Below are 20,795 nucleotides of genomic sequence, written 5' to 3'. Positions count from 1 at the left end.
CGCACATGGACGCCATCTCCGTCATCCGAGCCAAGCGCGACGGCGGCCGCCTGAGCGACGCCCAGATCGACTGGATCATCGACGCCTATACGCGCGGCGAGGTCGCCCACGAGCAGATGTCCGCCCTCGCGATGGCCATCTTCCTGAACGGCATGGACCGCGCGGAGATCGCCCGCTGGACCGCCGCGATGATCGCCTCCGGTGAGCGGATGGACTTCTCCTCGCTGCCCCGCCCGACCGCCGACAAGCACTCCACGGGCGGCGTCGGCGACAAGATCACCCTCCCGCTGGCGCCCCTGGTCGCCGCCTGCGGCGCGGCCGTACCGCAGCTCTCCGGCCGGGGCCTCGGCCACACCGGCGGCACCCTCGACAAGCTGGAGTCCATCCCCGGCTGGCGGGCCTCGCTCTCGAACGACGAGATGCTCGGCGTGCTGCGCGACGCGGGCTCCGTCATCTGCGCGGCGGGCGACGGCCTCGCGCCCGCCGACAAGAAGCTCTACGCGCTGCGCGACGTCACCGGCACGGTCGAGTCGATCCCGCTCATCGCCTCCTCGATCATGTCGAAGAAGATCGCCGAGGGCACCGGCTCCCTGGTCCTGGACGTCAAGGCGGGCTCCGGCGCCTTCATGAAGGACATCGACGCCGCCCGCGAACTGGCCGCCACCATGGTCGGCCTCGGCACCGACCACGGCGTCCGCACCACCGCCCTGCTCACCGACATGTCCACCCCGCTCGGGCTGACCGCGGGCAACGCGCTCGAAGTCCGCGAATCCGTCGAGGTGCTGGCGGGCGGCGGCCCCGCCGACGTCGTCGAACTCACCCTCGCCCTGGCCCGCGAGATGCTCGACGCGGCCGGTCTGACGGCCGCCGACCCCGCGAAGGCGCTGGCCGACGGCACCGCCATGGACGTATGGCGGCGCATGATCACCGCCCAGGGCGGCGACCCCGGCGCGGCGCTGCCGGTGGCCCGCGAACAGCACGTCGTCACGGCGGAGTCGAGCGGTGTCCTCACCCGCCTCGACGCGTACGCGGTGGGCGTCGCCGCCTGGCGGCTGGGCGCCGGGCGCGCCCGCAAGGAGGACCCCGTGCAGGCGGGCGCGGGCATCGAGATCCACGCCAAGCCGGGCGACCGGGTCACCGCCGGGCAGCCCCTGCTGACCCTCCACACGGACACCCCCGGGACGTATCCGTACGCGCTCGAGGCGCTGGACGGCGCCACCGATTACGCCCCGGCGGACACCGAGTTCAGCGCGCAGCCGATCGTCCTGGAGCGCATCGCCTGACACTTTCAACGGGGAGGGCGCGGCGCGAAATTGGTTTGTTCGCGCCGCGCCCTCGCCGTATCGTCGCAACCATGTACACAGGCATGTGGTTCATGAGGCCCCGCACCCGCCGCTGACGGCGGCGCACCGAGCCTTCTCCCTGCCCGCCGTTCCGGCCTTCCGCCGGGCGGCCTCTTTTCTGCTGCCCGGCTCCATTCCGAGCTGCGGAGCACCCTGTGTCTTCCCCCATTTCTGTGGGCTCTTCGAGCCTGTCCCAGAACGCCCAGCTGCGCGCCGATGACATCACCGTCACGCGTGGCGCGCGGCAGATCCTCCGGTCCGTTTCCCTCACTGTCTCCGCCCGCTCCCGGCTGGCCATCGTCGGCGAGAACGGCCGTGGCAAGACCACGCTGCTGCATGTGCTGGCCGGTCTCCTCGCGCCCGACAGCGGCTCCGTGCACCGGGCGGGCACCTTCGGTCTCGCGCGCCAGGCCCTGCACTCCCGCTCCGGCGAGACCGTCGGCACGCTGACCGCCGACGCGCTCCGGGCCGCCCACGCGGCCCTGCACGCCCTGGACCTGGCCGCCGCCGACCTGGCCGAGGAGGTGGAGGGCGCCGACGACCGGTACGCCGAGGCGCTGGAGGCCGCCACCCGGCTGGACGCCTGGGACGCCGACCGGCGCGTCGACATGGCCCTGGAGGCCCTGCACGCGTGCACCGACCGGACCCGTGAGCTGTCCACCCTGTCGGTGGGCCAGCGTTACCGGGTGCGGCTGGCCTGCCTGCTGGGCGCCTGGCAGGACATCCTGTTGCTCGACGAGCCGAGCAACCACCTCGACGCCGACGGCCTGGCCTTCCTCACCGACCGGCTGCGCGGCCACGGCGGGGGAGTGGCCCTGGTCAGCCACGACCGCGCGCTGCTGCGCGACGTCGCGCGGGAGTTCCTGGACCTGGACCCCAGCCAGGACGGGCGCCCGCGCCTGTACGCCGGTGGCTACGAGGCGTGGCAGGACGGCCGCCGCCGCGACCGCGAGCGGTGGATCCAGGACTACGAGGAGCAGCAGGCGGAACACCGCCGCCTGACCGTCGCCGTCGACCAGGCCCGCGACCGGCTCAGCACCGGGTGGCGCCCCGCGAAGGGCACCGGCAAGCACCAGCGCCAGTCCCGGGCGCCGGGCGTGGTGCAGGCCCTCAACCGCGAGCGGGAGGCGCTGGAGGCGCACCGCATCACCGTGCCCCAGCCGCCGCTGTCCCTGCGCTGGCCCGACCTGGCCACCCGTACCGGCGCGGCGCTGGTCCGCGCCGAGGACGTGACGGTCGCCGGGCGGCTCGCCCACCCCGTCACCCTCGATGTCGACGGCGGGGACCGGCTGCTCATCACCGGCGAGAACGGCACCGGAAAGTCCACTTTGTTGTCCGTCCTCGCCGACGCCCTCACCCCGACGAACGGCACGGTGCGCCACCTCGCCGGTGCGCGGGTGGCGATGGTCGCGCAGGAAGTCCCGTCCTGGCCGGGGGAGTTCACGGCCCGGCAGGTGTACGACCAGCATGCGGGGCGGCTGGTCGTCCACGGCGAGGTGAGCGAGCGCGACCTCGTACCGCTGGGTGCGACGGGGCTGCTGGACCGCGAGGCGATGCGTACCTCGGTGGCGCGCATGTCCCTGGGCCAGCAGCGCCGCCTCGACCTGGCCCTGCGCCTGGCCGTCCGCCCTCACCTGATCATCTTCGACGAGCCCACCAACCACCTCTCGTCCGTGCTGGTCGACGAGCTGACCACCGCCCTGCTCGACACCCCGGCGGCCGTCATCGTCGCCACCCACGACCGCCAACTCCTGACCGACCTGGCGCCGTGGCCGCGTCTGCACCTCACACCGAGCTAAAGCGATGGGCAGCAGCGGTGTCCGGTCACTACGCTGGCCCGTATGCCGCCCACCGACCGTCTGCTGGCCTTCGCGGCCATGTCGTTCCTGCTGATCGTCGTCCCCGGCCCCAGCGTGCTGTTCGTGATCGGACGCGCGCTGGCCCAGGGCCGCCGTGCCGCCCTCACCACGGTCCTCGGCAACACCCTGGGCGCGTACACCCTCGTCGTGGCCGTGGCGCTCGGGGTCGGGACCGTCGTGGAGCGCTCGGTGGTCGTCTTCACGGCGCTCAAGCTGGCGGGCGCGGCGTACCTGGTGTTCCTGGGTGTGAAGGCCATACGCGGGCGCCACTCCCTCCCCGCCGCCTTCACTGGCGACGGCCCCACCGCCCACGGCCGCCTGCGCACCCTGGGCGAAGGGTTCGCGGTCGGTGTGGCGAACCCCAAGACCATCATCTTCTTCGCTGCGGTCCTCCCGCAGTTCGTGGACCGCGACCAGGGCCATGTGGCGCTTCAGATGCTGCTGCTCGGCCTGGTCTTCAACGCCATCGCCCTCGCCTCCGACAGCGTCTGGGGCCTGGCCGCCGCCACCGCCCGGGGCTGGTTCACCCGCTCCCCGCAGCGCCTCGCGCTGGTCGGCGGGGCCGGTGGTCTGACGATGATCGGCCTCGGCGTCACGGTGGCGGCGACGGGCCGCAAGGACTGATCGCGGCTCTAGGCGGTGCGGTAGGCGCGGAGGAAGGTCCGTACGCCCTCCACGACGAGGGGCCGGACGCGGGTGTCCTCCGTGGCGTTCGCGGAACCGAGCCTGTCCAGCGCGACGCCGAAGGTCAGCGCGATGAACTGGTCGGCCGCGAGCCGGGGGTCGGGCACGTCGAGCAGACCGGCCGAGGCGAGGGCGGCGAACCGCTCGGCCAGGGCCTCGTCGGGGGTGTCGGCCATGGAGTTGTAGCCCCGGTGCGGCAGATGGCCGGATTCGGCCCGGACCAGCCGTTGCAGCGTCGCGTACTCCGCCGAGCCGAGCATGTCGGTCGCGATGCGCATCGAGAACGTGACCAGGGCGTCCTCCAGCTCGGCGGCCTCGGTGAGGCCGGTGAGGGTGTCGTCCAGGGTGCGCCGGATCGTCGTGATCAGTGACTCGCCGACGGAGTCGACCACCGCTCGCAGCAGCGTCTGCTTGTCGCCGAAGTAGTCGTAGACCGTCCGCTTGGACACCTCCGCCCGGGCGGCGACCGCGTCGACGCTGGACCGGTCGAAGCCGTCGGCGAGGAACAGTTCCCGGGCCGCCGTGAGGATGGCGGCCCGCTTGCGCGTGGACCCCTCGCGCAGGGTCTTCGTGGTGGGCGTCTTCGTGGTCGGCATGGGCACATCCTAACCGTTCTACACTGCACGGTGTAGTGTAGTAATTCGGCAACGACGGAAGGACGTCCATGACCGCAACTCTCGCTCCCCCGGTCCACATCGGCAGGGCCGCTGTCGGAGCCCTCGGCGCGCTGGCCGTCGCCACCGGCGCCCTGGAGTCGGTGGTGACGCCGACGCTCCCGCTCCTGCAGCGCGAACTGGACATGAGCCCCGCCGAAGGGGCGCTGCTCAGCATCATGTTGCTCATCACCGGCGCGCTCATCACGCCGGTCGCGGGCAAATTAGGCGACCGTTACGGCGGAAAACGGGTCCTGATCCGGCTGATGGCCGTGGTGTCGGCCGGTGGCCTGGTGTCCTCCCTGGCGCCGAACCTGCCGGTGCTGCTGCTCGGCCAGGTCCTGCAGGGGGCGATGGTGGGCGCGCTGCCCCTCTCGTTCATCGTGGTGCGCAAACACCTCCCCGAGGGCGAGTCGAAGGTGGCCATCGGGGTGGTCAGCGGGATGTTCGTGGGCGGCGGGATGGCGGGAACGCTGGCCGCCGGGCCGGTGGCGGAACAGCTCTCCCGGCACTGGATGTTCGCACTGCCGACGATCGCGGTCATCGGGTCCACCCTGCTGGTGAACCGGCAGATGCCGCACGACCCGCCCGGCCGCTCGGGCGACACCGGGGTCGACTGGCCCGGTCTGTTCCTCCTGAGCGGGACGCTGATCACGCTCATGCTCGTGCTCGCGGCGGCGCCCGAACTCGGCTCGCAGCCGCTCATACTCGGCGCCCTCGTCGTGCTGCTGGCCGCCTTCGTGACCGGATGGATCGCCGTCGAGCGCCGCGCGGCCTCGCCGATGGTCGACCTGACCATGCTGGCCCGGCCCGCGGTGTGGAAGTCGTGCGTGCTGACGTTCGTGATCTGCGTCGGGACCTCGTTCGGGGTCTATCTCGTCCCGCAGCTGCTCGCGGTGGACTCCGACGCGTACGGATTCGGGGCCAGCGCCACCGCGATCGGCTTCATCCTGCTGCCCGGCGCGGTGGCCGCGTCGCTGGCCGGGCCGCTCGGCGGGATCGGGGCGCGGCGCTTCGGCTCGCGCGCCGTGGTCACCGCCGGGGTCGTCATGATGGCCGCCGCCCTGCTCGCCCTGGCGGCCGTGCACACCGAGATCTGGCACCTCGTCCTCGGCAAGATGTTCATCGCGCTGGCCAACGGCCTGTGCGTGACGGCGATGGTGACCGGCACCGCCACCTCCGTCGATCAAGGTGACACCGGCATCGCCACCAGCCTGGTCCTGGTGACGCGCGTGCTCGGCTTCGCCGTGGGGGCGCAGGTCAGCGGGGCGCTCCTCACCGCCGCGACCCCTGCCGGGTCGGATGTCCCGGCCGAATCGGCCTTCGTCACCGGCTTCGTCATAGCCGCCGTCGTCACGGCGCTGTCCCTGCTCGTCACTCGCACCATGAACAAGGGAGTCAAGGAATGACCCGCACCGATCTGTTGAGACGCACGGTCCTGATATCCGGGGCCAGCGTCGCGGGGCCCGCCCTCGCGTACTGGCTGAACCGCTACGGATTCGAGGTCACGGTCGTGGAGAAGGCGGGCGCGCTGCGTGGCGGTGGCTACCCCATCGACGTGCGCGGATCCGCACTCGACGTCGTCCGGAGGATGGGAATCCTGCCCGGGCTGCGGGACGCCCACATCGACCTGCGCCGGTTGACCTTCCTCGACGGGGACGGCGGCGAGGTGGCCTCGGTCAACCCCCACACCCTCACCGGCGGTGTCGCGGGACGGGACCTGGAGGTCCGGCGCGGTGATCTGACCAGCGCCCTCTACGCGGCGGTCCGTGACGACGTGGAGTTCGTGTTCGACGACTCCATCGCCACCCTCGACCAGTCCGGCCACGGGGTCGACGTCACCTTCCGCTCGGGCGGCAGTCGTACGTACGACCTGGTCTTCGGCGCGGACGGGCTGCACTCCCGCACCCGTGAGTTCCTGTTCGGCCCCGAGGAGCGGTTCCACCGGTATCTCGGCTACTGCTTCGCCGGATTCACCATGCGCAACACCTTCGGGCTCTGCGATGAGCTGATGATGTGGAACACCCCGGGCAGGGCGGCGGCGCTCTACGCGGTGGGGGACAGCGACGATGTGCACGCCTTCCTGAACTTCGCCCACCCGGAGCCGCCGTACGACGCGTTCCGGAACCCGGAAGCCCAACGGGACCTGGTCGCCTCCGTCTTCGCCGACGCCGGATGGGAGGTCCCCGGCATGCTCGCCGCCCTGCGCGACGCGGACGACCTGTTCTTCGACACGGTAAGCCAGATCCGCATGCCCAGCTGGTCCAGCGGCAGGGTCGCGCTGGTGGGCGACGCCGCGTACGCGCCCTCGTTCCTCACCGGACAGGGCTCCAGCCTCGCGCTCGTCGGCGCGTACATGCTCGCCGGTTCCCTGGCCGGCCGGGACCACGCCGAGGGGTTCGCCGCGTACGAAGACACCACGCGCGCGTTCGTGACCCTGAACCAGGACCAGGTCGGCGAGGGCGACGCCACCCTCTTCCCGACCACCGCCCGGGCCCTGGAGCAGCGCGACACCATGCTGCGCAATCTCAGCGCCATCGCCATGCCCCCCGCCGAGGGCCGACCGGCCCATTCGGCCCTCACCCTGCCCCACTTCATGCCGGTGGGGTGAGCCGGGGGAGGCCGGGCCGACGGAATCCGCGTCGGCCCGGCCTTCCGCCGTTCCCGCGCGCCCGGTGAAACCTCATGCGCCCCTCACGTCACAGCCACCGGCGTTTCGGCCACCCCCGGCCGCGCCGGAAGCCTTGCGGTACGCGACCACGCGTTCGATGCCCCCGCATTCCCGGGCCCCCGCTTCGTCCGGAATCGCGCGCGTTCGATTGGCCCTCCGCGTCGTTGAGCCTGGCATCGCCGGACCACCCAGGTGCGGCGGCGACCCCGAGGAGGGCTCCAGGTGACCGTGACCGACACCTCGACCGAACGCTCCGCAGCACCACCCCCTCCACCGCCCGCCGTCATCAGCTTCGAGGGGGAGCACGGCAAGAACCCGCTGGCAGAGGCGAGTTTCGCCACGATGTGCTCGCGGCTCCCCTCGGTGCTGAAGAAGACCGCGCGCATGGCCTGGGCCGTCGACCGCTCGGCGGTCGTGCTGCTCCTGGTCTGCCAGCTCCTCACCGGCGCCGCGGCCGCCTGCGTGCTCGGCTCCACCGCGCGCGCCATGACCCACATCCTCGGCGCGGGCACCGTCTCCGAACGCCTGCACGCCGCGCTGCCCGCGCTCGTCGTCCTCACCGTGGCCGCCGGGGCTGGCCGAATCAGCAGTGCTCTGTCCGCGTACGCCGACGGGCGGATCACCCCGCTCCTGATGTCCGAGGCGGACACCGCCCTCGTGTCCGCCGTCTGCCGCGTCGAGGCCTCCGCGTACGGGGAGCCGGGGTTCACCGACCGCCAGGAGGCCGCCGAGGTCGGCGTCACCCGCACCCGGCTGATGGTCCAGGACGCCCAGCGCTTCATGGCCGCCCTGGTCCGCATGGTCGCCGCGGGTGGCGTCATCACCGTCCTCCACTGGCTGATGCTCCCGCTGCTCCTGCTCGCCGTGCTGCCCGCCGGGCTGGGCGCCGTACTGTCCGCCCGCGTCGACTACGAGACCCACTATGCCAACGTCGGCGACCGCAACGTGCGCGGCATGATGCGCTGGTGGGCCACGTACTCCCGGTACGGCGACGAGGTGCGCGCCAACGGCATGACCGGCTACCTCGTCTACTGGTATCGGGCCCTGTCCGAGCGCATCGACCAGCGCACCCTGACCGCCGCGCCCCGCATGCTCCGCATCGTCCTCGCGACCTCTGCCCTCGGCGGCCTGTTCCTCCTCGGCACCTGGGCCGCCCTCGCCTGGCTGGCCACCACCGGCCGGGTCGCCCTGCCCGTCGCGGCCACCGCGGTCGTCGCCGTCCAGGCCGCGCTCGCCGCCCTGTCCCAACTCGTCATCCACGGCGCCGCGATGTTCCACACCTCGCTCTACCTCGCCGACATGCGGTCGTTCCTCGACATGGCGGCCGACCGCGCCCCACGGCGCGGTGCGTCGACCATCCCGGACCGGGTGGACGAGATCCGCCTCGACGACGTCGTCTACCAGTACCCGGGCAAGGCCGACCCCGCGGTCGACGGCGTCTCCCTCACCCTCCGGCGCGGCGAGATCCTCGCCATCGTCGGCGAGAACGGCTCCGGCAAGTCCACCCTCGCCAAGCTCATCACCGGCATCCTCCTCCCCGACAAGGGCCGGATCCGCTGGGACGACACCGACCTGGCCGACGCCGACGCCGACGCGGTCTGGACACGCACCGCCCTCGTCCCCCAGAACTTCGCCTGCTGGCCCCTGCGCGCCCGCGAGAACATCACCCTCGGCCAGCCGCGCACCTTCGACGACGCCCCGGTCTGGGCGGCCGTCGACGCCGTCGGCATGCGCGAGCCCCTCGAAAAACTCCCCCGCCAGCTCGACACCCTCCTCGCCCGCGAACTCTTCGGCGGCGCCGAACTCTCCGGCGGCCAATGGCAACGCCTGGCCTGCGCCCGCGCCCTCTACCGCCGCACCCCCCTGCTGATCCTGGACGAACCGACCTCCCAAATGGACCCGCGCGGCGAGCACCAGATCTTCCTGGAGGTCAAACGCATCGCCGCCGAACGCATGACGATCGTGGTGACCCACCAACTGGAGAACACCCGCCTCGCGGACCGCGTCATCGTCATGCGAAACGGCCGCATCATCGAACAGGGCCACTACGAAGACCTCGCCCAAGCGAACGGCCTCTTCGCCGAGTTGGTAGCCCTGGCCAAGGACCGCTAGACCAGCAGCGAGGCCGGAACGACCATGCGGGCGCGCTCACGAAGATCACGAGCGCGCCCGCTCCTTGACGCGCATGCGCCGGTACGCGTTGTGCCGGAGCTTGTCCGCCGGGCGAGCCCGGCACGCTCCAAGGCCTCCGGTCTCCCTGGCGGCCCGTCCGCCCCGCACGCTGATCTCCACACGCCGGGCGGTGGCCGCAGGTAGAGTCCTCCGGCATGTACCCGGTCAACCGTCGCAGCCAGCGCCTGGAGCTCCGCGAGCTCATCGCCGGCGACGTCGATGCCGTCCTTGCGATCTACGGAAGTTCAGAGGCGACGAAACATCTGAGCTTTGAACCACGCTCTCGTACACAAGTGGAGCAGATCGTCACACGATCGATCGCATCGGCAACGGCTACCCCACGGACCGAGTACGCGGTCGCGATCGTGGAGCGGGACAGCAACGAGCTGATCGGCTCCGGCCGCCTGGCCATGGACCCTCACCAGCAGCGTGCAGCCACCTTCGGCTTCGCGTTGCGCCCCACCGCTTGGGGCGTGGGCTACGGCGTCGAGACCGTCGAACTCCTTCTCGGCCACGGCTTCGAGGACCTGAACCTTCACAGGGTCTGGGGTGCCCGCTCGCCTCTCAACGAGGCGTCGGCACGGACGATGCAGAAGGCTGGCATGGTCGAGGAGGGCCGCATCCGCGAGCACATCGAGAAGAGTGGGAAGTGGCGTGACTCCATCGTCCACGCGATGCTCGAACGCGAGTGGAGAAGCCGGGCACCCAGGACCAGCTGAGGTAGGGGGGTTCGTCGCTACGCGGCCCGTGGCGGACACAGCGGCACCGTTGAACCTGAACTGGCGAAGGGGCCGTCCCGCCGGACAGTGGCGGGGCGGCCCCTTCGGGATCAGGGGGTGTCGGGCGCGGTGGGTCAGTCGTCGTCGCCGTCGGTGTCGTTCTGGTCGTCGTCCTGGTCGATGTGCTGGTTCAGGACCTTGCCGTTGGTGGCGTCGACGGTGACCTCGTGGCTCTTGTGGTCCTTGCCGAGGATGTCCAGCTCGTAGACGGCGGAGTTGGCGCGGTCGGTGTCGTCGAGGCCGTAGGAGGTGATGGTGCCGGGGACGGCCTTGAGGGCTGTGGTGGTGGCCTTGTGGTAGCCGGTGGTGTCGGCCTTGATGAGGGCCTGGGTCTCGCGGGCGTCTTCGGCGGCGTCGTCGTCGCGGTCGGTGTGCTGGTTCAGGACCTTGCCGTTGCCCGCGTCGATGGTGACGTCGTGGTTCTTGTGGTCCTTGCCGAAGATGTCGACCTCCCAGGTGAGGGAGCCGTTGCGGTCGTCGGTGTCGAGTTCGGCGGAGGTGGCGGTGCCGGGGACGGCCTTCAGGGCCGCGGTGGTGGCCTGGTCGTAGCTGAGCTTGTCGGCCTTGACCTGGGTGCGGTCCTGGGCGGTGTCGTCGAGGTGGCGCTCGTTCTGGGTGAGCTGGACGGAGGACTTGGGGGCCGGGCCGCCGTCGTCGTCGGCGAAGGCGGTCGCCGCGCCCGTGCCGCCGATGAGGGCGATGGCGGCGGCCGTGCCGAGGACGATGGCGCGGGGGGTGAGGGTGCGCTTGGCGGTGGCCTTCATGGTGACGGTTCCTCCGGTTCGTTGCGTGTGGTGCGTTTCGTCGGTGGGGCTCTCTCGCGCCCTTTCGAACACCCACTACGTTGCCGAATCGAACCTGAAGCCAGCCTGAAGTCCTGAAGCCTTCTTCAGGTTGAGGGGGCTGGAAAGGCGAAGGGGCCGCACCCGCCGGACAGTGGCGGGTGCGGCCCCTTCGGGCTGAGGGCCGGGACGGAGTGTCAGGCGTGGGCCGGGGCGGGGGACATCGCCCGGGCCTCCGCCTTCGCCTTCCGTGTCCCGTACAGGGTGATGGCCGTGGCACCGGCGACGGCCAGCAGGCCGAGGGCGACGGTGCCGGTCCAGCCGCCCGAGTGGAAGGCGATCGCGCCGAGCGTGCCGCCCGCGCTGCTGCCGGTGTAGTACGCGGTCTGGTAGAGCGCGGCGGCCTGCGCGCGGCCCGTCTTCGCGGTGCGGCTGACCGCCGAGGAGGCGGCGGCGTGGCCCGCGAAGAAGCCCGCGGTGATCAGGACCAGCCCGAGCAGGACGGACACCAGCGAGTCGGCGAGGCTCAGCAGGAGCCCGGCGGCGGTCATGGAGACCGCGATGTACAGGGCGCCACGGCGGCCGAGGCGGCCGACCAGCTTGCCGGTGGCGGCGGAGGAGACCGTGCCCACCAGGTAGATCAGGAAGATCGAGCCGATCATGCTCTGCGAGAGCCCGAAGGGCTCGTCCACCAGCCGGTAGCCGATCACCGTGTACACGCCGCCGAAGACGGTCATGAAGAGCGCGCCGATGGCGTACAGGCGGCACAGCAGCGGGTCGGACAGGTGCCGGGAAACGGTGCGGGCCAGCGCCCGCGGGCTGACCGCGGCCGGGGAGAAGTTCCGGGCCTTGGGGATCAGCAGCCGGAAGGCGATGCCGCAGATCAGCGACATGGCGCCGACCGCCGCGAGCCCCATCCGCCAGCCGTAGCCGTCGGCGACCCAGCCGGTGATGAGACGGCCGCTCATGCCGCCGACGCTGTTGCCCGCCACGAAGAGCCCGATCGCGCCGACCAGGGCCCGCGGTTCGACCTCCTCGGAGAGGTACGCCATCGCGGAGGCCGGGATTCCGGCGATCGCCGCGCCCTGGACCGCGCGCAGCGCGATCAGCCAGCCCAGGTCGGGGGCGTACGGCACCACCAGCGCGACCGCGACCGCGACCGTCAGCGAGACGGTCATCATCGTGCGGCGGCCGAACCGTTCGGACAGGGCGCTCAGCGGGACGACCGCCAGCGCCAGCGCCAGGGTGGCCGCCGAAACGCTCCAGCTGGCCTGGTCGGCCTGGACGTGCAGATCGTCGGAGATCGCGGGGAGCAGCGCCTGCGTCGAATAGAGCAGGGCGAAGGTGGCGAGTCCGGCCGTGAAGAGCGCGAGTCTCATCCGGACGTAGCCGGGGCGGCCGGGGGCCATGCGCTCGGGGGCAGAAGAGACAGGCGGTGCGGAGGCGTCCACGCGGCTGTGGGTGGACGCCCCGGTATCAGCGGGAGGCATGGTTCGAAGGTACGTACGCGGGGTTTGATGCGTCCAATGCACGGAATCGCGATAATCGATCCACTGCTGCATGAGCAAAGGTCAGGGCCCTTTATGTCACGCATCCGCAACGAAAACGACATTCCGGTGACAGTCGAGGCCGAGCATGAGTCATGGGCGATCGCCCTGACGCCCCGCCTCGCCCAGTTCGCCGCCGTCGCCCGGCATGAGCATGTCACCCGTGCCGCCCAGGAGTTGGGCGTGCCCCAGTCGACGCTCAGCCGGGCGATGGTGCGGCTGGAGGAGGACCTGGGCGTGGCGCTGTTCGCCCGCCGTGGCCGTACGGTGGCGCTCACCCCGGCGGGGCGCACGTTCCTGCGCTCGGTGGAACGGGCGCTGGCCGAGGTGGACCGGGCCGCCGAATCCGTACGCGCCGACGCGGACCCGGCGGCGGGCCGCATCGCGTTCGGCTTTCTGCACACGCTCGGCTCGGAGACCGTACCCGGCCTGATCCGCGGCTTCCGCGTCGACCACCCCCGGGTCCGCTTCCAGCTCGTCCAGAACTACGGCCAGGCGATGATCGAGCGGATGCGCGAGGGCGGCCTCGACCTCTGTCTGACCTCGCCCGTCCCCGACGCCCCCGACCTGGTCGCCCGCCGCCTGGACGAGCAGCGGCTGCGGCTGGTGGTGCCGTACGACCACCGGCTGGCCGGACGCCGCCGGGTGCGGCTCGCCGAGGCGTCGGCTGAGCTGTTCGTCACCCTCGAACCGGGATACGGGCTGCGCCGGATCACCGACGCGCTGTGCGCGGAGGCGGGCTTCACGCCGAAGATCGCGTTCGAGGGGGAGGAGGCGGAGACGCTGCGCGGTCTGGTCGCGGCGGGGCTCGGCGTGGCGCTGCTGCCGCCGCCCGCGGTGCCCCGCCCGGGGGTCGTGGAGCTGACGGTCACGGCGCCGCGCGCGGTCCGTGAGATCGGCGTGGCCTGGTTGGACGGCCACCCCGACACGCCTCCGGTGGCCGCCTTCAAGCGGTTTCTGCTGAGCCGCCGCGGTCAGCTTCTCGACTGAGGTCCGAGGCCTCCGGGCTGATCAGGACGTCGACCCCGGCCCGCAGGAACTGCTCGAAGACGTCCTGGTTCTCCGCCGAGGCCAGCGCGGGCGTCTGGATCGTGCCGCGCATCAGGCTGGTGCCGAGCACCCACGCCACCAGCAGTTCGGCCCGCACCTCGGCGTGCGGACCCTCCAGCCGGGCGGCGAACCGCCGGGTGAACATGTCGGTCATCTCCTCGCGCAGCCGCCCGATGGCCTCGTCGCGGCTGGAGGAGCGGAGCACGGTGAGCACGGGGTGGGGGAAGTCGGCGTCCTTGGGCTCCCCGGCGATCAGGGCGCTGAACCAGTCCGCGACGCAGTGCAGGGGGACGTCGAGCAGCGGCTCGAACACCTTGGAGTTGCTCGACACCCGCTCGAACAGCGCCTCCTTTGAGCCGAAGTACCGGTAGACCAGCGCCGCGTCCACTCCGACGTCCCCGGCGATGTCGCGCACGCTGGTGCCGTCGTAGCCGTACCGGCCGAAACGGAAGGCGGCGGCGGACATCAGGGCGGTGCGCGTCCGCTCGGCGCTGCGCTTGCGCGCGGGCGGGCAGTCGGGCGTGGCGGATGCCCCGCAAGTCCGGTCGTTCTTCGGTTCGTTCACCCGATAGCTCCTCGCGCAGATACGGCCGTTCGCCGGTCGCCCATCCTCCTGGCTCTGCCGACTGTCTCAAAGTCACCGATCGTTGTCAGCGCTTGTTGACTTTCCACCGAACACACCTGCACGATGATCGATAAGTCAACGATCGATGACTTATGGGTTGGGAGATCATCTGTGTCTGATGTATCGGGTCGACACGTAGCCGTCATCGGAACCGGCTATGTCGGACTGACCACCGGCGCCTGTCTGGCGTCCCTCGGCCACCACGTGGTGTGCGCGGACGCCGACTCCCAGAAGGTCCAGCGGCTGCGGCGGGCGGAGGTCGACATCCTCGAACCCGATCTGCCGGACCTCGTCCGGGACACCGTGGCCACCGGCCACCTGGAGTTCACCCAGGACACCGCGGCCGCCGTGGCCGACGCCGACGTCGTGTTCCTCTGCCTGCCGACGCCCATGGGCGCCGGTGGCGCGGCCGACCTGGCCGCCGTCGAGACCGTGGCCGGGGAGATCCGTACCGTCCTGCCGCAGGACAGCGTGGTGGTCAACAAGTCCACCGTGCCCGTCGGTACGGCGGAGCGCGTCGCGGAGCTGCTCGGCCGCCCGGACGTGACGGTGGTGAGCAATCCGGAATTCCTCCGCGAGGGCCGGGCCGTCCACGACTTCCTCCACCCGGACCGCATCGTGATCGGCGCCGCGGACCGGGAGGCCGGTCAGCGCGTGGCCGACCTGTACGGCACGCTGGACGCGCCCGTCGTGCTGACCGACGCCGCCAGCGCCGAACTCGCCAAGTACGCGGCCAACTTCTTCCTGGCCATGAAGCTGTCCTTCGCCAACAACCTGGCCACCCTCTGCGAGCACTTCGGCGCCGACATCGGCGACGTCACCGACGGCATCGGCCACGACCCCCGCATCGGCCCCGCGTTCCTGCGGCCCGGCCCCGGCTGGGGCGGCTCCTGCCTGCCCAAGGACACCCACGCCCTGCTGACGATCTGCCAGCAGGCCGGGGTCGACTTCCCGCTGCTGCGGGCCACCATCGAGACCAACGTCGAGCACCAGCACCGGCTGGTCGAGCGCATCGTCGCCGATCGCGGCACCGGTGACGGCTCGCTGCACGGCGTACGGCTCGCCCTGCTCGGCCTGACCTTCAAGGCGGGCACCTCCGACCTGCGCGACTCACCGGCCCTGGCGATCGCCCGGCTCCTCAAGGAGCGCGGCGCCGAACTCCTCGCCTACGACCCGGCGTTGCAGGGCACCACCCGCCCCGACCTGAGCGATCTGCTCACCCTCGTGGACGACCCGCTGGACGCGGCGGCCGGTGCGGACGCGTGCGTCGTCCTCACCGAGTGGCCGCAGCTGCGGGACCTCGACTGGGAGGCCATCGCGGGGCGGCTCGCCACACCCACCGTCCACGACTTCCGCAACCTCCTCGACCCGGACCGGCTGGAGCGGGCCGGGCTGCGGTGGCACGGCGTCGGCCGCACGCCCGCCCTGGCGTCCCAGGGCTGAGCCGTACGCGACGCAGCCCGTCGCCGAGCCGTACGCGACGCAGCCCGTCGCCGAGCCGTACGCGACGCAGCCCGGCTACCCAACCGAACCGACCGACAGAAAGGTTCACCCCATGCGGGTCCTGTGCACCACAACCGGCAGCGCCTCCCACGGGCGCGCCCAGCTGCCCCTGCTCCGCGCGCTCGCCGCGGCCGGACACGAGGTGCTGGTGGTCACCAACCCCACCCTCGCATCGGTCTTCCAGGACGATGACGTCCGCGTGAGCACCATCATGCCCGACCTCGACCCCCGCGCCCGGATGGAGGAGCACGCCGCCGACCTGGCCAAGCTGCCCACGGACGACACGGCCGCGCTCCACACCGCGATGGGGAAGCTCATGTTCCGCGGGATGGCCGGGGGCGGGGCGAAGATCTCCCTGGAGAGCGTCTTCCCGACCGCGAAGGAGTTCCAGCCCGACCTCATCCTGCGCGACGGCATGGATATGGGCGCCTGCCTGATCGCCGAGCGGCTGGGCATACCCCATCTGCCCACCCCCTCCGGCGCCGTGAACATCGTCGACCCGGCCGATGTGCTGCCGTACCTCAACGCCACCCGCGAAGAGGTCGGGCTGCCCACCCACGACGACCCGCTGTCCATCGCCCCGCACGGGCGCGTCGACTGCGTACCGCCGGAGCTGACCTTCGCCCGGAACCTGCCGCCGACGTTCTCGTACCGGCAGACCGTGGACGTCGAGCGGGCCTCCGTCCTCCCGCGCTGGGTCGCCGAACTCCCCACCGACCGGCCCCTGGTGTACGCCGCCATCGGCACCGCGATGCCGAAGATGCTGGAGATGATGGGCGCCGCCGAAGGAGGACCGGAGCTTCCGCCCGGCTTCCCGGACCCCACGGCCACGCTGCGCACCATCGCCGACGCCGTGTCGCGGCTGGACGACTGCACCGTCGTCCTCACCACCTCGGGCGTCCCCCTGGACACCGAAGGACTCCCGCCGCACGTCCACGTCACCGAGCGGCTGCCGCAGCCGATCCTCCTGGAGTCCGTCGACGTCTTCCTCACCCACGGCGGCTTCAACAGCATCCGTGAATCGCTGCGCACCGCCACCCCGCTGGCCGTCCTGCCGCAGTTCGGCGACCAGCACTCCAACGCGCGCCGGGTCGAGGAGCTGGGTATCGGACGGCACGTCACCGACACCACCCCCGAGGGCATCGCCGCCGTCTGCCGGGAGGTCCTCGCCGACGACTCCATCACCGCCCGCGCCCGCGCGGCACGGCTGGCGATGCTGGCCACGCCGGGCATCGAGACCGCGGTGGGCGATCTGGAGAAGCTCGCCGCATAAACCCGTCCTGCACGCTGAACGGTACGACGCGACCCCCGGGAAGAGACGGACCTCCTCGTGACCACCTCAGACACGACCGAGCGGGGCCCGGCCCCCGACGCGGACGGCCCGCCCGTACGGCTCACCCACCGCCAGATCACGACCGTCATGTCGGGTCTGGTGCTCGGGATGTTCCTGGGGGCGCTCGACGGGACCGTGGTGTCGTCCGCGCTGCGCACCATCGCGGACGACCTCCACGGCCTCACCGCCCAGGCCTGGGTGACCACGGCCTACCTGATCACCGCGACCATCGCGACACCGCTGTACGGCAAGCTCTCCGACATCCACGGCCGCCGCCCGGTCTATCTGTGGGCGATCGGGCTGTTCACCCTCGGCTCGCTGCTGTGCGGAATCGCCACCTCGATGTACGAGCTGGCGGCGTTCCGGGCGCTCCAGGGCCTGGGCGGCGGCGGGCTGATGTCGCTCGCCATGACGATCGTCGCCGACATCACCTCACCCCGGGAACGCGGCCGCTACCAGGGCTACTTCATGGCGGTCTTCGGCGGCTCCAGCATCGTCGGCCCGCTGGTCGGCGGGGCGCTGGCGGGCCGGGAGACCCTGCTGGGGATCGACGGCTGGCGCTGGATCTTCCTGATCAACGTGCCGCTGGCGATCCTGGCCGTCACCGTGATCCTGCGGGTGCTGCACCTGGTCCCGCACCGCCCGGTCCGGCACCGCCTGGACTACGGCGGCGCGGCGGCGCTCGCCGTCGGTCTGGTCCCGCTGCTCACGGTGGCCGAGCAGGGCCGCAGCTGGGGCTGGGGTGCGCCGCTGTCGCTGGCCATGTACGTGATCGGGGTGCTGGGCCTGGCCGCGTTCGTGCTGGTCGAGCGGCGGATGGGGGACGCGGCGCTGCTGCCGCCGCGGATGTTCCGTATCACATCCTTCCGGCTCGGCACGACGCTGCACTTCATCGTCGGCATCGGCATGTTCGGCGCGATGACGACGCTGCCGCTGTATCTGCAGCTGGTGAAGGGCATGAGCCCGATCGGGGCCGGTCTCGCCACGCTGCCCACCGTCGCGGCGAACCTGACGGTCACGCTCGTGGTCGGCCGTCTGATCTCCAAGACCGGGCGGTTCAAGGTCTACCTGGTCACGGGCATCGGCTCGTTCGCCGCCGCCATGGTCGTCTACGCGACACTGGGCGTGGACAGCCCGCTGTGGCACATCTCCCTCGGGATGGTGTTCATGGGCGCGGGGCTCGGCGCGGCGATGCAGACGCTGACCACCCTCGCCCAGAGCGAGGTGCCCCGGAAGGACATGGGCGCCGCGACCGCCGGGGTGAACTTCTTCCGCTCCAACGGCGGCACGGTCGGCGCCGCCGCCTTCGTCTCCATCCTCTTCTCGTTCGCGGGCCCGAGGATCGGCGACCGCTTCACCGAGGCGCTCCAGCAGCCCTCGTACCGCGAACTCGCCGAACAGCCCGCGAACGCGGAGGCGTTGAAGGCGGCCGTGGGCCCCGGCGGCAAGGTCAACCTGGAGGACTCCGCCTTCCTCCACACCCTCGACCCGCGCGTCGCCAAGCCGTTCCTGGAGGGCTACGTCAGCTCCCTGCAGATCGTGTTCCTCACCGGCGCCGCCGTGCTGCTGCTGGCGTTCCTGATCGCCGCCTGGCGCGTACCGGACCTCACGCTCTCGGACGAGTAGGCAGGCCCGTACGTCTATCCCTGATCCGCCCTCGGTTCGGCATCGCCGTCCGAGGGCGGTTTGGGTTTGGTGTGGAGGACTTCCCGGCCCTGCTGCGCGGCGCGGACCATGGTCTCGCTGACGAAGTCGACAAAGCGGGCCATGCTTTCGAGGCGGTGGGCGGCCGGGGTGTCGGGACCGAGGATGCCGACGCCCTGCCGCGCGACCTCGACCAGCGGGGCGTTGGCCCGGGCGCTGGCCATGATCGTCTGGTACCAGATGTCGTCGTCCACGACGTAGCGCTCGCGGCGGCGGTCGTCGCGCTCCCGGCGGACGAGGCCCTGGCTCTCCAGGAACGTGATCGCCTTGGAGATGGACGCCGGGCTGACCTGGAGGCGCTGGGCGAGGTCGGACGCGGTGAGGCTGCCCGTGTCGGTGATGTACAGGCAGGCCAGCACCCGGGACGTCATCTTGGGCAGGCCCGTGTGCATGAGGACGGTCGTGAACGCCTCCTCGTACTCGCGCACGGCCTCGGCGTCGCGCCCGTGGGCCTGCGGGAGGGCCTTCGGATCCCGGGGCGCGGCCTGCTTGCGGCGGGCCGCGCGGCGCTCGGTGGCGCGGTGGGCCAGGTCGGCGCGGTAGGCGGTGGGGCCGCCGTTGCGCATCACCTCGCGCGTGATGGTCGAGGTCGGACGATCGAGACGCCTGGCGATCTCCGCGTAGGCGATTCCGTCGGCCAGCCCCAGCGAGATCTGCTGGCGTTCCTGCTGGGTGAGTCTGCCTCCGGGCACCGCGGCCTCCTCTGTGCTGTGTGACGCGTCCCAGAGTAGCGACCCCGTCCCATCCATTGCAACACACTGATGATCTTTCGTTGCGTTGAATTCAGAGCTGTTGCAACGAAATCCTCATATCTAGCTGCGGTGATGCTGTTTCGATGCAACGAAGTTGTTGCCGGATAATGGAAAGCAACGTAGCTTTTCCATTGTTCGGAAACAGCGGGAACAACGAAGCCCAGGAGGGCACGATGCACACCTTCGACACCCCCACCCCGATCTCCGTCGTCCTCGGAATCCCCGCGGGCCACGTCCGGTTCATCGCCGCCGACCGGGCCGACACCACGGTCGAGGTGCTGCCCGCCGACGCCTCGAAGAGCCGCGATGTGAAGGTGGCGGAGCAGACCGACGTCAGATACAGCGACGGCGTCCTGCGCATCGAGGCCACCGCGAAGAACCAGTACCTCGGTCCCTCCGGAGCCATCGAGGTGACGGTCCAACTGCCCGCCGATTCCCGGGTCGAGGCGAAGGCGGCCAGCGCCGAACTCCGGGGCGTCGGACGGCTCGGTGACGTCGCCCTCGAAAGCGCCCACGGCTCGGTGAAGCTGGACGAGGCCGCGAGCGCCCGCCTCTCCGTCCTCGCCGGTGATGTCTCGGTGGCCCGCCTGTGCGGCCCCGCGGAGATCAACGCCGGAAAGGGCGACATCCGGATCGAGGAGGCCATACGCGGCACGGTCACGCTGCGCACCGAGCACGGCGAGATCTCGGTCGCCGCCGCCCGTGGCGTCTCCGCCTCGCTGGACGCGGGCACCTCGTACGGCCGGATCCACAACGCCCTGGGGAACCCCGGAGGCGCCACCGACCTGACCATCCACGCGACCACCGCCTACGGCGACATCACCGCCCGCAGCCTCTGACCCGCAGCCTCCGAGGAGCGTCCATCATGACCAGCTTGGCCATCGCGGCGAACGGGCTGCGCAAGTCCTACGGCGAGAAGAGGGTCCTCGACGGCATCGACCTGGCCGTCCCCGAGGGAACGATCTTCTCCCTGCTCGGCCCGAACGGCGCGGGCAAGACCACCGCCGTCAAGATCCTCTCCACTCTCGTCAGCGCCGACGCCGGTGATCTGCGGGTCGGCGGCCATGACCTGGCCACCAACCCGCAGGCGGTCCGCGCCGCGATCGGCGTCACCGGGCAGTTCTCCGCCGTCGACGGCCTGATCACCGGCGAGGAGAACATGCTCCTCATGGCCGACCTCCACCACCTCTCCCAGCGCGAGGGACGCCGGGTCACCGCAGAACTCCTGGAGCGCTTCGACCTGGTCGAGGCCGGATCCAAGCCCGCCGCCACCTACTCCGGCGGCATGAAACGCCGCCTCGACATCGCCATGACCCTGGTCGGCAACCCCCGCATCAT

18 protein-coding genes are annotated in these 20,795 nt (G+C 71.4%); 13 read left to right on the top strand and 5 right to left on the bottom strand.

Going from position 1 to position 20,795, the window contains the following annotated elements:
- Window positions 1-5 precede the first annotated feature (5 nt).
- The 3 genes from ACWC5C_RS05750 (at window position 6) to ACWC5C_RS05740 (ending at window position 3,826) form a co-directional block, all read left to right on the top strand.
- A complete protein-coding gene (locus ACWC5C_RS05750; protein ID WP_450874054.1) occupies window positions 6-1,283 on the top strand; it encodes a thymidine phosphorylase in 1,278 nt (425 codons plus the stop codon).
- Between the two features lie 233 nt (window positions 1,284-1,516).
- The gene (locus ACWC5C_RS05745) at window positions 1,517-3,142 is read left to right on the top strand and encodes an ATP-binding cassette domain-containing protein (protein WP_450874052.1); all 1,626 of its coding nucleotides are present in this window, start codon (window positions 1,517-1,519) and stop codon (window positions 3,140-3,142) included.
- A gap of 42 nt (window positions 3,143-3,184) precedes the next feature.
- Window positions 3,185-3,826 (top strand): LysE family translocator, encoded by a 642-nt coding sequence (locus ACWC5C_RS05740; protein WP_450874050.1) that lies wholly within the window; start codon window positions 3,185-3,187, stop codon window positions 3,824-3,826.
- Between the two features lie 8 nt (window positions 3,827-3,834).
- On the opposite strand, the gene ACWC5C_RS05735 is transcribed toward ACWC5C_RS05740, so the two are convergent.
- The gene (locus ACWC5C_RS05735; protein ID WP_450874048.1) at window positions 3,835-4,482 is read right to left on the bottom strand and encodes a TetR/AcrR family transcriptional regulator; all 648 of its coding nucleotides are present in this window, start codon (window positions 4,480-4,482) and stop codon (window positions 3,835-3,837) included.
- 68 nt (window positions 4,483-4,550) lie between these two features.
- Here ACWC5C_RS05735 and ACWC5C_RS05730 point away from each other — a divergent pair, with 68 nt between their 5' ends.
- From ACWC5C_RS05730 to ACWC5C_RS05715, 4 genes are all read left to right on the top strand, one after another.
- Window positions 4,551-5,948, top strand: coding sequence for an MFS transporter (locus ACWC5C_RS05730; protein WP_450874046.1), 1,398 nt, complete (start codon window positions 4,551-4,553; stop codon window positions 5,946-5,948).
- The gene (locus ACWC5C_RS05725) at window positions 5,945-7,150 is read left to right on the top strand and encodes an FAD-dependent monooxygenase (protein WP_450874044.1); all 1,206 of its coding nucleotides are present in this window, start codon (window positions 5,945-5,947) and stop codon (window positions 7,148-7,150) included. Before ACWC5C_RS05730 ends, ACWC5C_RS05725 begins: the two co-directional genes overlap by 4 nt.
- A 282-nt stretch (window positions 7,151-7,432) precedes the next feature.
- Window positions 7,433-9,322, top strand: a complete 1,890-nt coding sequence (locus tag ACWC5C_RS05720) for an ATP-binding cassette domain-containing protein (RefSeq protein WP_450874042.1) — start codon at window positions 7,433-7,435, stop codon at window positions 9,320-9,322.
- Between the two features lie 215 nt (window positions 9,323-9,537).
- On the top strand, window positions 9,538-10,101 hold the full coding sequence (locus ACWC5C_RS05715; protein WP_450874040.1) for a GNAT family N-acetyltransferase: 564 nt from the start codon (window positions 9,538-9,540) through the stop codon (window positions 10,099-10,101).
- Window positions 10,102-10,235: 134 nt separating this feature from the next.
- Here the strand turns inward: ACWC5C_RS05715 and ACWC5C_RS05710 are convergent, their stop codons facing one another.
- Both ACWC5C_RS05710 and ACWC5C_RS05705 read right to left on the bottom strand, forming a co-directional pair.
- A complete protein-coding gene (locus ACWC5C_RS05710) occupies window positions 10,236-10,925 on the bottom strand; it encodes a PepSY domain-containing protein (RefSeq protein ID WP_450874038.1) in 690 nt (229 codons plus the stop codon).
- Window positions 10,926-11,140: 215 nt separating this feature from the next.
- Window positions 11,141-12,433 (bottom strand): MFS transporter, encoded by a 1,293-nt coding sequence (locus tag ACWC5C_RS05705; protein ID WP_450874036.1) that lies wholly within the window; start codon window positions 12,431-12,433, stop codon window positions 11,141-11,143.
- Window positions 12,434-12,496: 63 nt separating this feature from the next.
- On the opposite strand from ACWC5C_RS05705, the gene ACWC5C_RS05700 reads away from it, so the two are divergent.
- On the top strand, window positions 12,497-13,480 hold the full coding sequence (locus ACWC5C_RS05700) for a LysR family transcriptional regulator (RefSeq protein ID WP_450874691.1): 984 nt from the start codon (window positions 12,497-12,499) through the stop codon (window positions 13,478-13,480).
- Here the strand turns inward: ACWC5C_RS05700 and ACWC5C_RS05695 are convergent.
- Window positions 13,437-14,105 carry a TetR/AcrR family transcriptional regulator gene (locus ACWC5C_RS05695; RefSeq protein ID WP_450874034.1) on the bottom strand — a complete coding sequence of 223 codons (669 nt, stop codon included), beginning with the start codon at window positions 14,103-14,105 and terminating at the stop codon, window positions 13,437-13,439. The two genes, ACWC5C_RS05700 and ACWC5C_RS05695, sit on opposite strands and share 44 nt — an antisense overlap.
- A gap of 171 nt (window positions 14,106-14,276) precedes the next feature.
- On the opposite strand from ACWC5C_RS05695, the gene ACWC5C_RS05690 reads away from it, so the two are divergent.
- The 3 genes from ACWC5C_RS05690 (at window position 14,277) to ACWC5C_RS05680 (ending at window position 18,627) form a co-directional block, all read left to right on the top strand.
- Window positions 14,277-15,608: a UDP-glucose dehydrogenase family protein gene (locus ACWC5C_RS05690; protein WP_450874032.1), complete on the top strand. Its 1,332-nt coding sequence runs from the start codon at window positions 14,277-14,279 to the stop codon at window positions 15,606-15,608.
- A gap of 112 nt (window positions 15,609-15,720) precedes the next feature.
- Window positions 15,721-16,941 carry a glycosyltransferase gene (locus ACWC5C_RS05685; RefSeq protein ID WP_450874030.1) on the top strand — a complete coding sequence of 407 codons (1,221 nt, stop codon included), beginning with the start codon at window positions 15,721-15,723 and terminating at the stop codon, window positions 16,939-16,941.
- 57 nt (window positions 16,942-16,998) lie between these two features.
- Window positions 16,999-18,627, top strand: coding sequence for an MDR family MFS transporter (locus tag ACWC5C_RS05680; protein WP_450874028.1), 1,629 nt, complete (start codon window positions 16,999-17,001; stop codon window positions 18,625-18,627).
- A 14-nt stretch (window positions 18,628-18,641) separates the two neighbouring features.
- On the opposite strand, the gene ACWC5C_RS05675 is transcribed toward ACWC5C_RS05680, so the two are convergent.
- A complete protein-coding gene (locus ACWC5C_RS05675) occupies window positions 18,642-19,397 on the bottom strand; it encodes a helix-turn-helix domain-containing protein (protein ID WP_450874026.1) in 756 nt (251 codons plus the stop codon).
- A gap of 233 nt (window positions 19,398-19,630) precedes the next feature.
- Here ACWC5C_RS05675 and ACWC5C_RS05670 point away from each other — a divergent pair, with 233 nt between their 5' ends.
- A complete protein-coding gene (locus tag ACWC5C_RS05670; protein ID WP_450874024.1) occupies window positions 19,631-20,296 on the top strand; it encodes a DUF4097 family beta strand repeat-containing protein in 666 nt (221 codons plus the stop codon).
- 26 nt (window positions 20,297-20,322) lie between these two features.
- A partial coding sequence (locus ACWC5C_RS05665; RefSeq protein ID WP_450874022.1) for an ABC transporter ATP-binding protein occupies window positions 20,323-20,795 on the top strand: 473 nt, incomplete at its 3' end.

It is taken from the genome of Streptomyces sp. NPDC001700 (genome assembly GCF_053596435.1).
This window is presented reverse-complemented; position numbering and strand designations above follow the sequence as displayed.

What these genes read in the sequence shown, in the direction of transcription:
- ACWC5C_RS05735 (WP_450874048.1), bottom strand. Translation starts at nt 4,482, where the DNA reads ATGCCGACCACGAAGACGCCCACCACGAAGACCCTGCGCGAGGGGTCC.
- ACWC5C_RS05685 (WP_450874030.1), top strand. Translation starts at nt 15,721, where the DNA reads ATGCGGGTCCTGTGCACCACAACCGGCAGCGCCTCCCACGGGCGCGCC.
- ACWC5C_RS05725 (WP_450874044.1), top strand. Translation starts at nt 5,945, where the DNA reads ATGACCCGCACCGATCTGTTGAGACGCACGGTCCTGATATCCGGGGCC.
- ACWC5C_RS05750 (WP_450874054.1), top strand. Translation starts at nt 6, where the DNA reads ATGGACGCCATCTCCGTCATCCGAGCCAAGCGCGACGGCGGCCGCCTG.
- ACWC5C_RS05670 (WP_450874024.1), top strand. Translation starts at nt 19,631, where the DNA reads ATGCACACCTTCGACACCCCCACCCCGATCTCCGTCGTCCTCGGAATC.
- ACWC5C_RS05710 (WP_450874038.1), bottom strand. Translation starts at nt 10,925, where the DNA reads ATGAAGGCCACCGCCAAGCGCACCCTCACCCCCCGCGCCATCGTCCTC.
- ACWC5C_RS05705 (WP_450874036.1), bottom strand. Translation starts at nt 12,433, where the DNA reads ATGCCTCCCGCTGATACCGGGGCGTCCACCCACAGCCGCGTGGACGCC.
- ACWC5C_RS05740 (WP_450874050.1), top strand. Translation starts at nt 3,185, where the DNA reads ATGCCGCCCACCGACCGTCTGCTGGCCTTCGCGGCCATGTCGTTCCTG.
- ACWC5C_RS05730 (WP_450874046.1), top strand. Translation starts at nt 4,551, where the DNA reads ATGACCGCAACTCTCGCTCCCCCGGTCCACATCGGCAGGGCCGCTGTC.
- ACWC5C_RS05715 (WP_450874040.1), top strand. Translation starts at nt 9,538, where the DNA reads ATGTACCCGGTCAACCGTCGCAGCCAGCGCCTGGAGCTCCGCGAGCTC.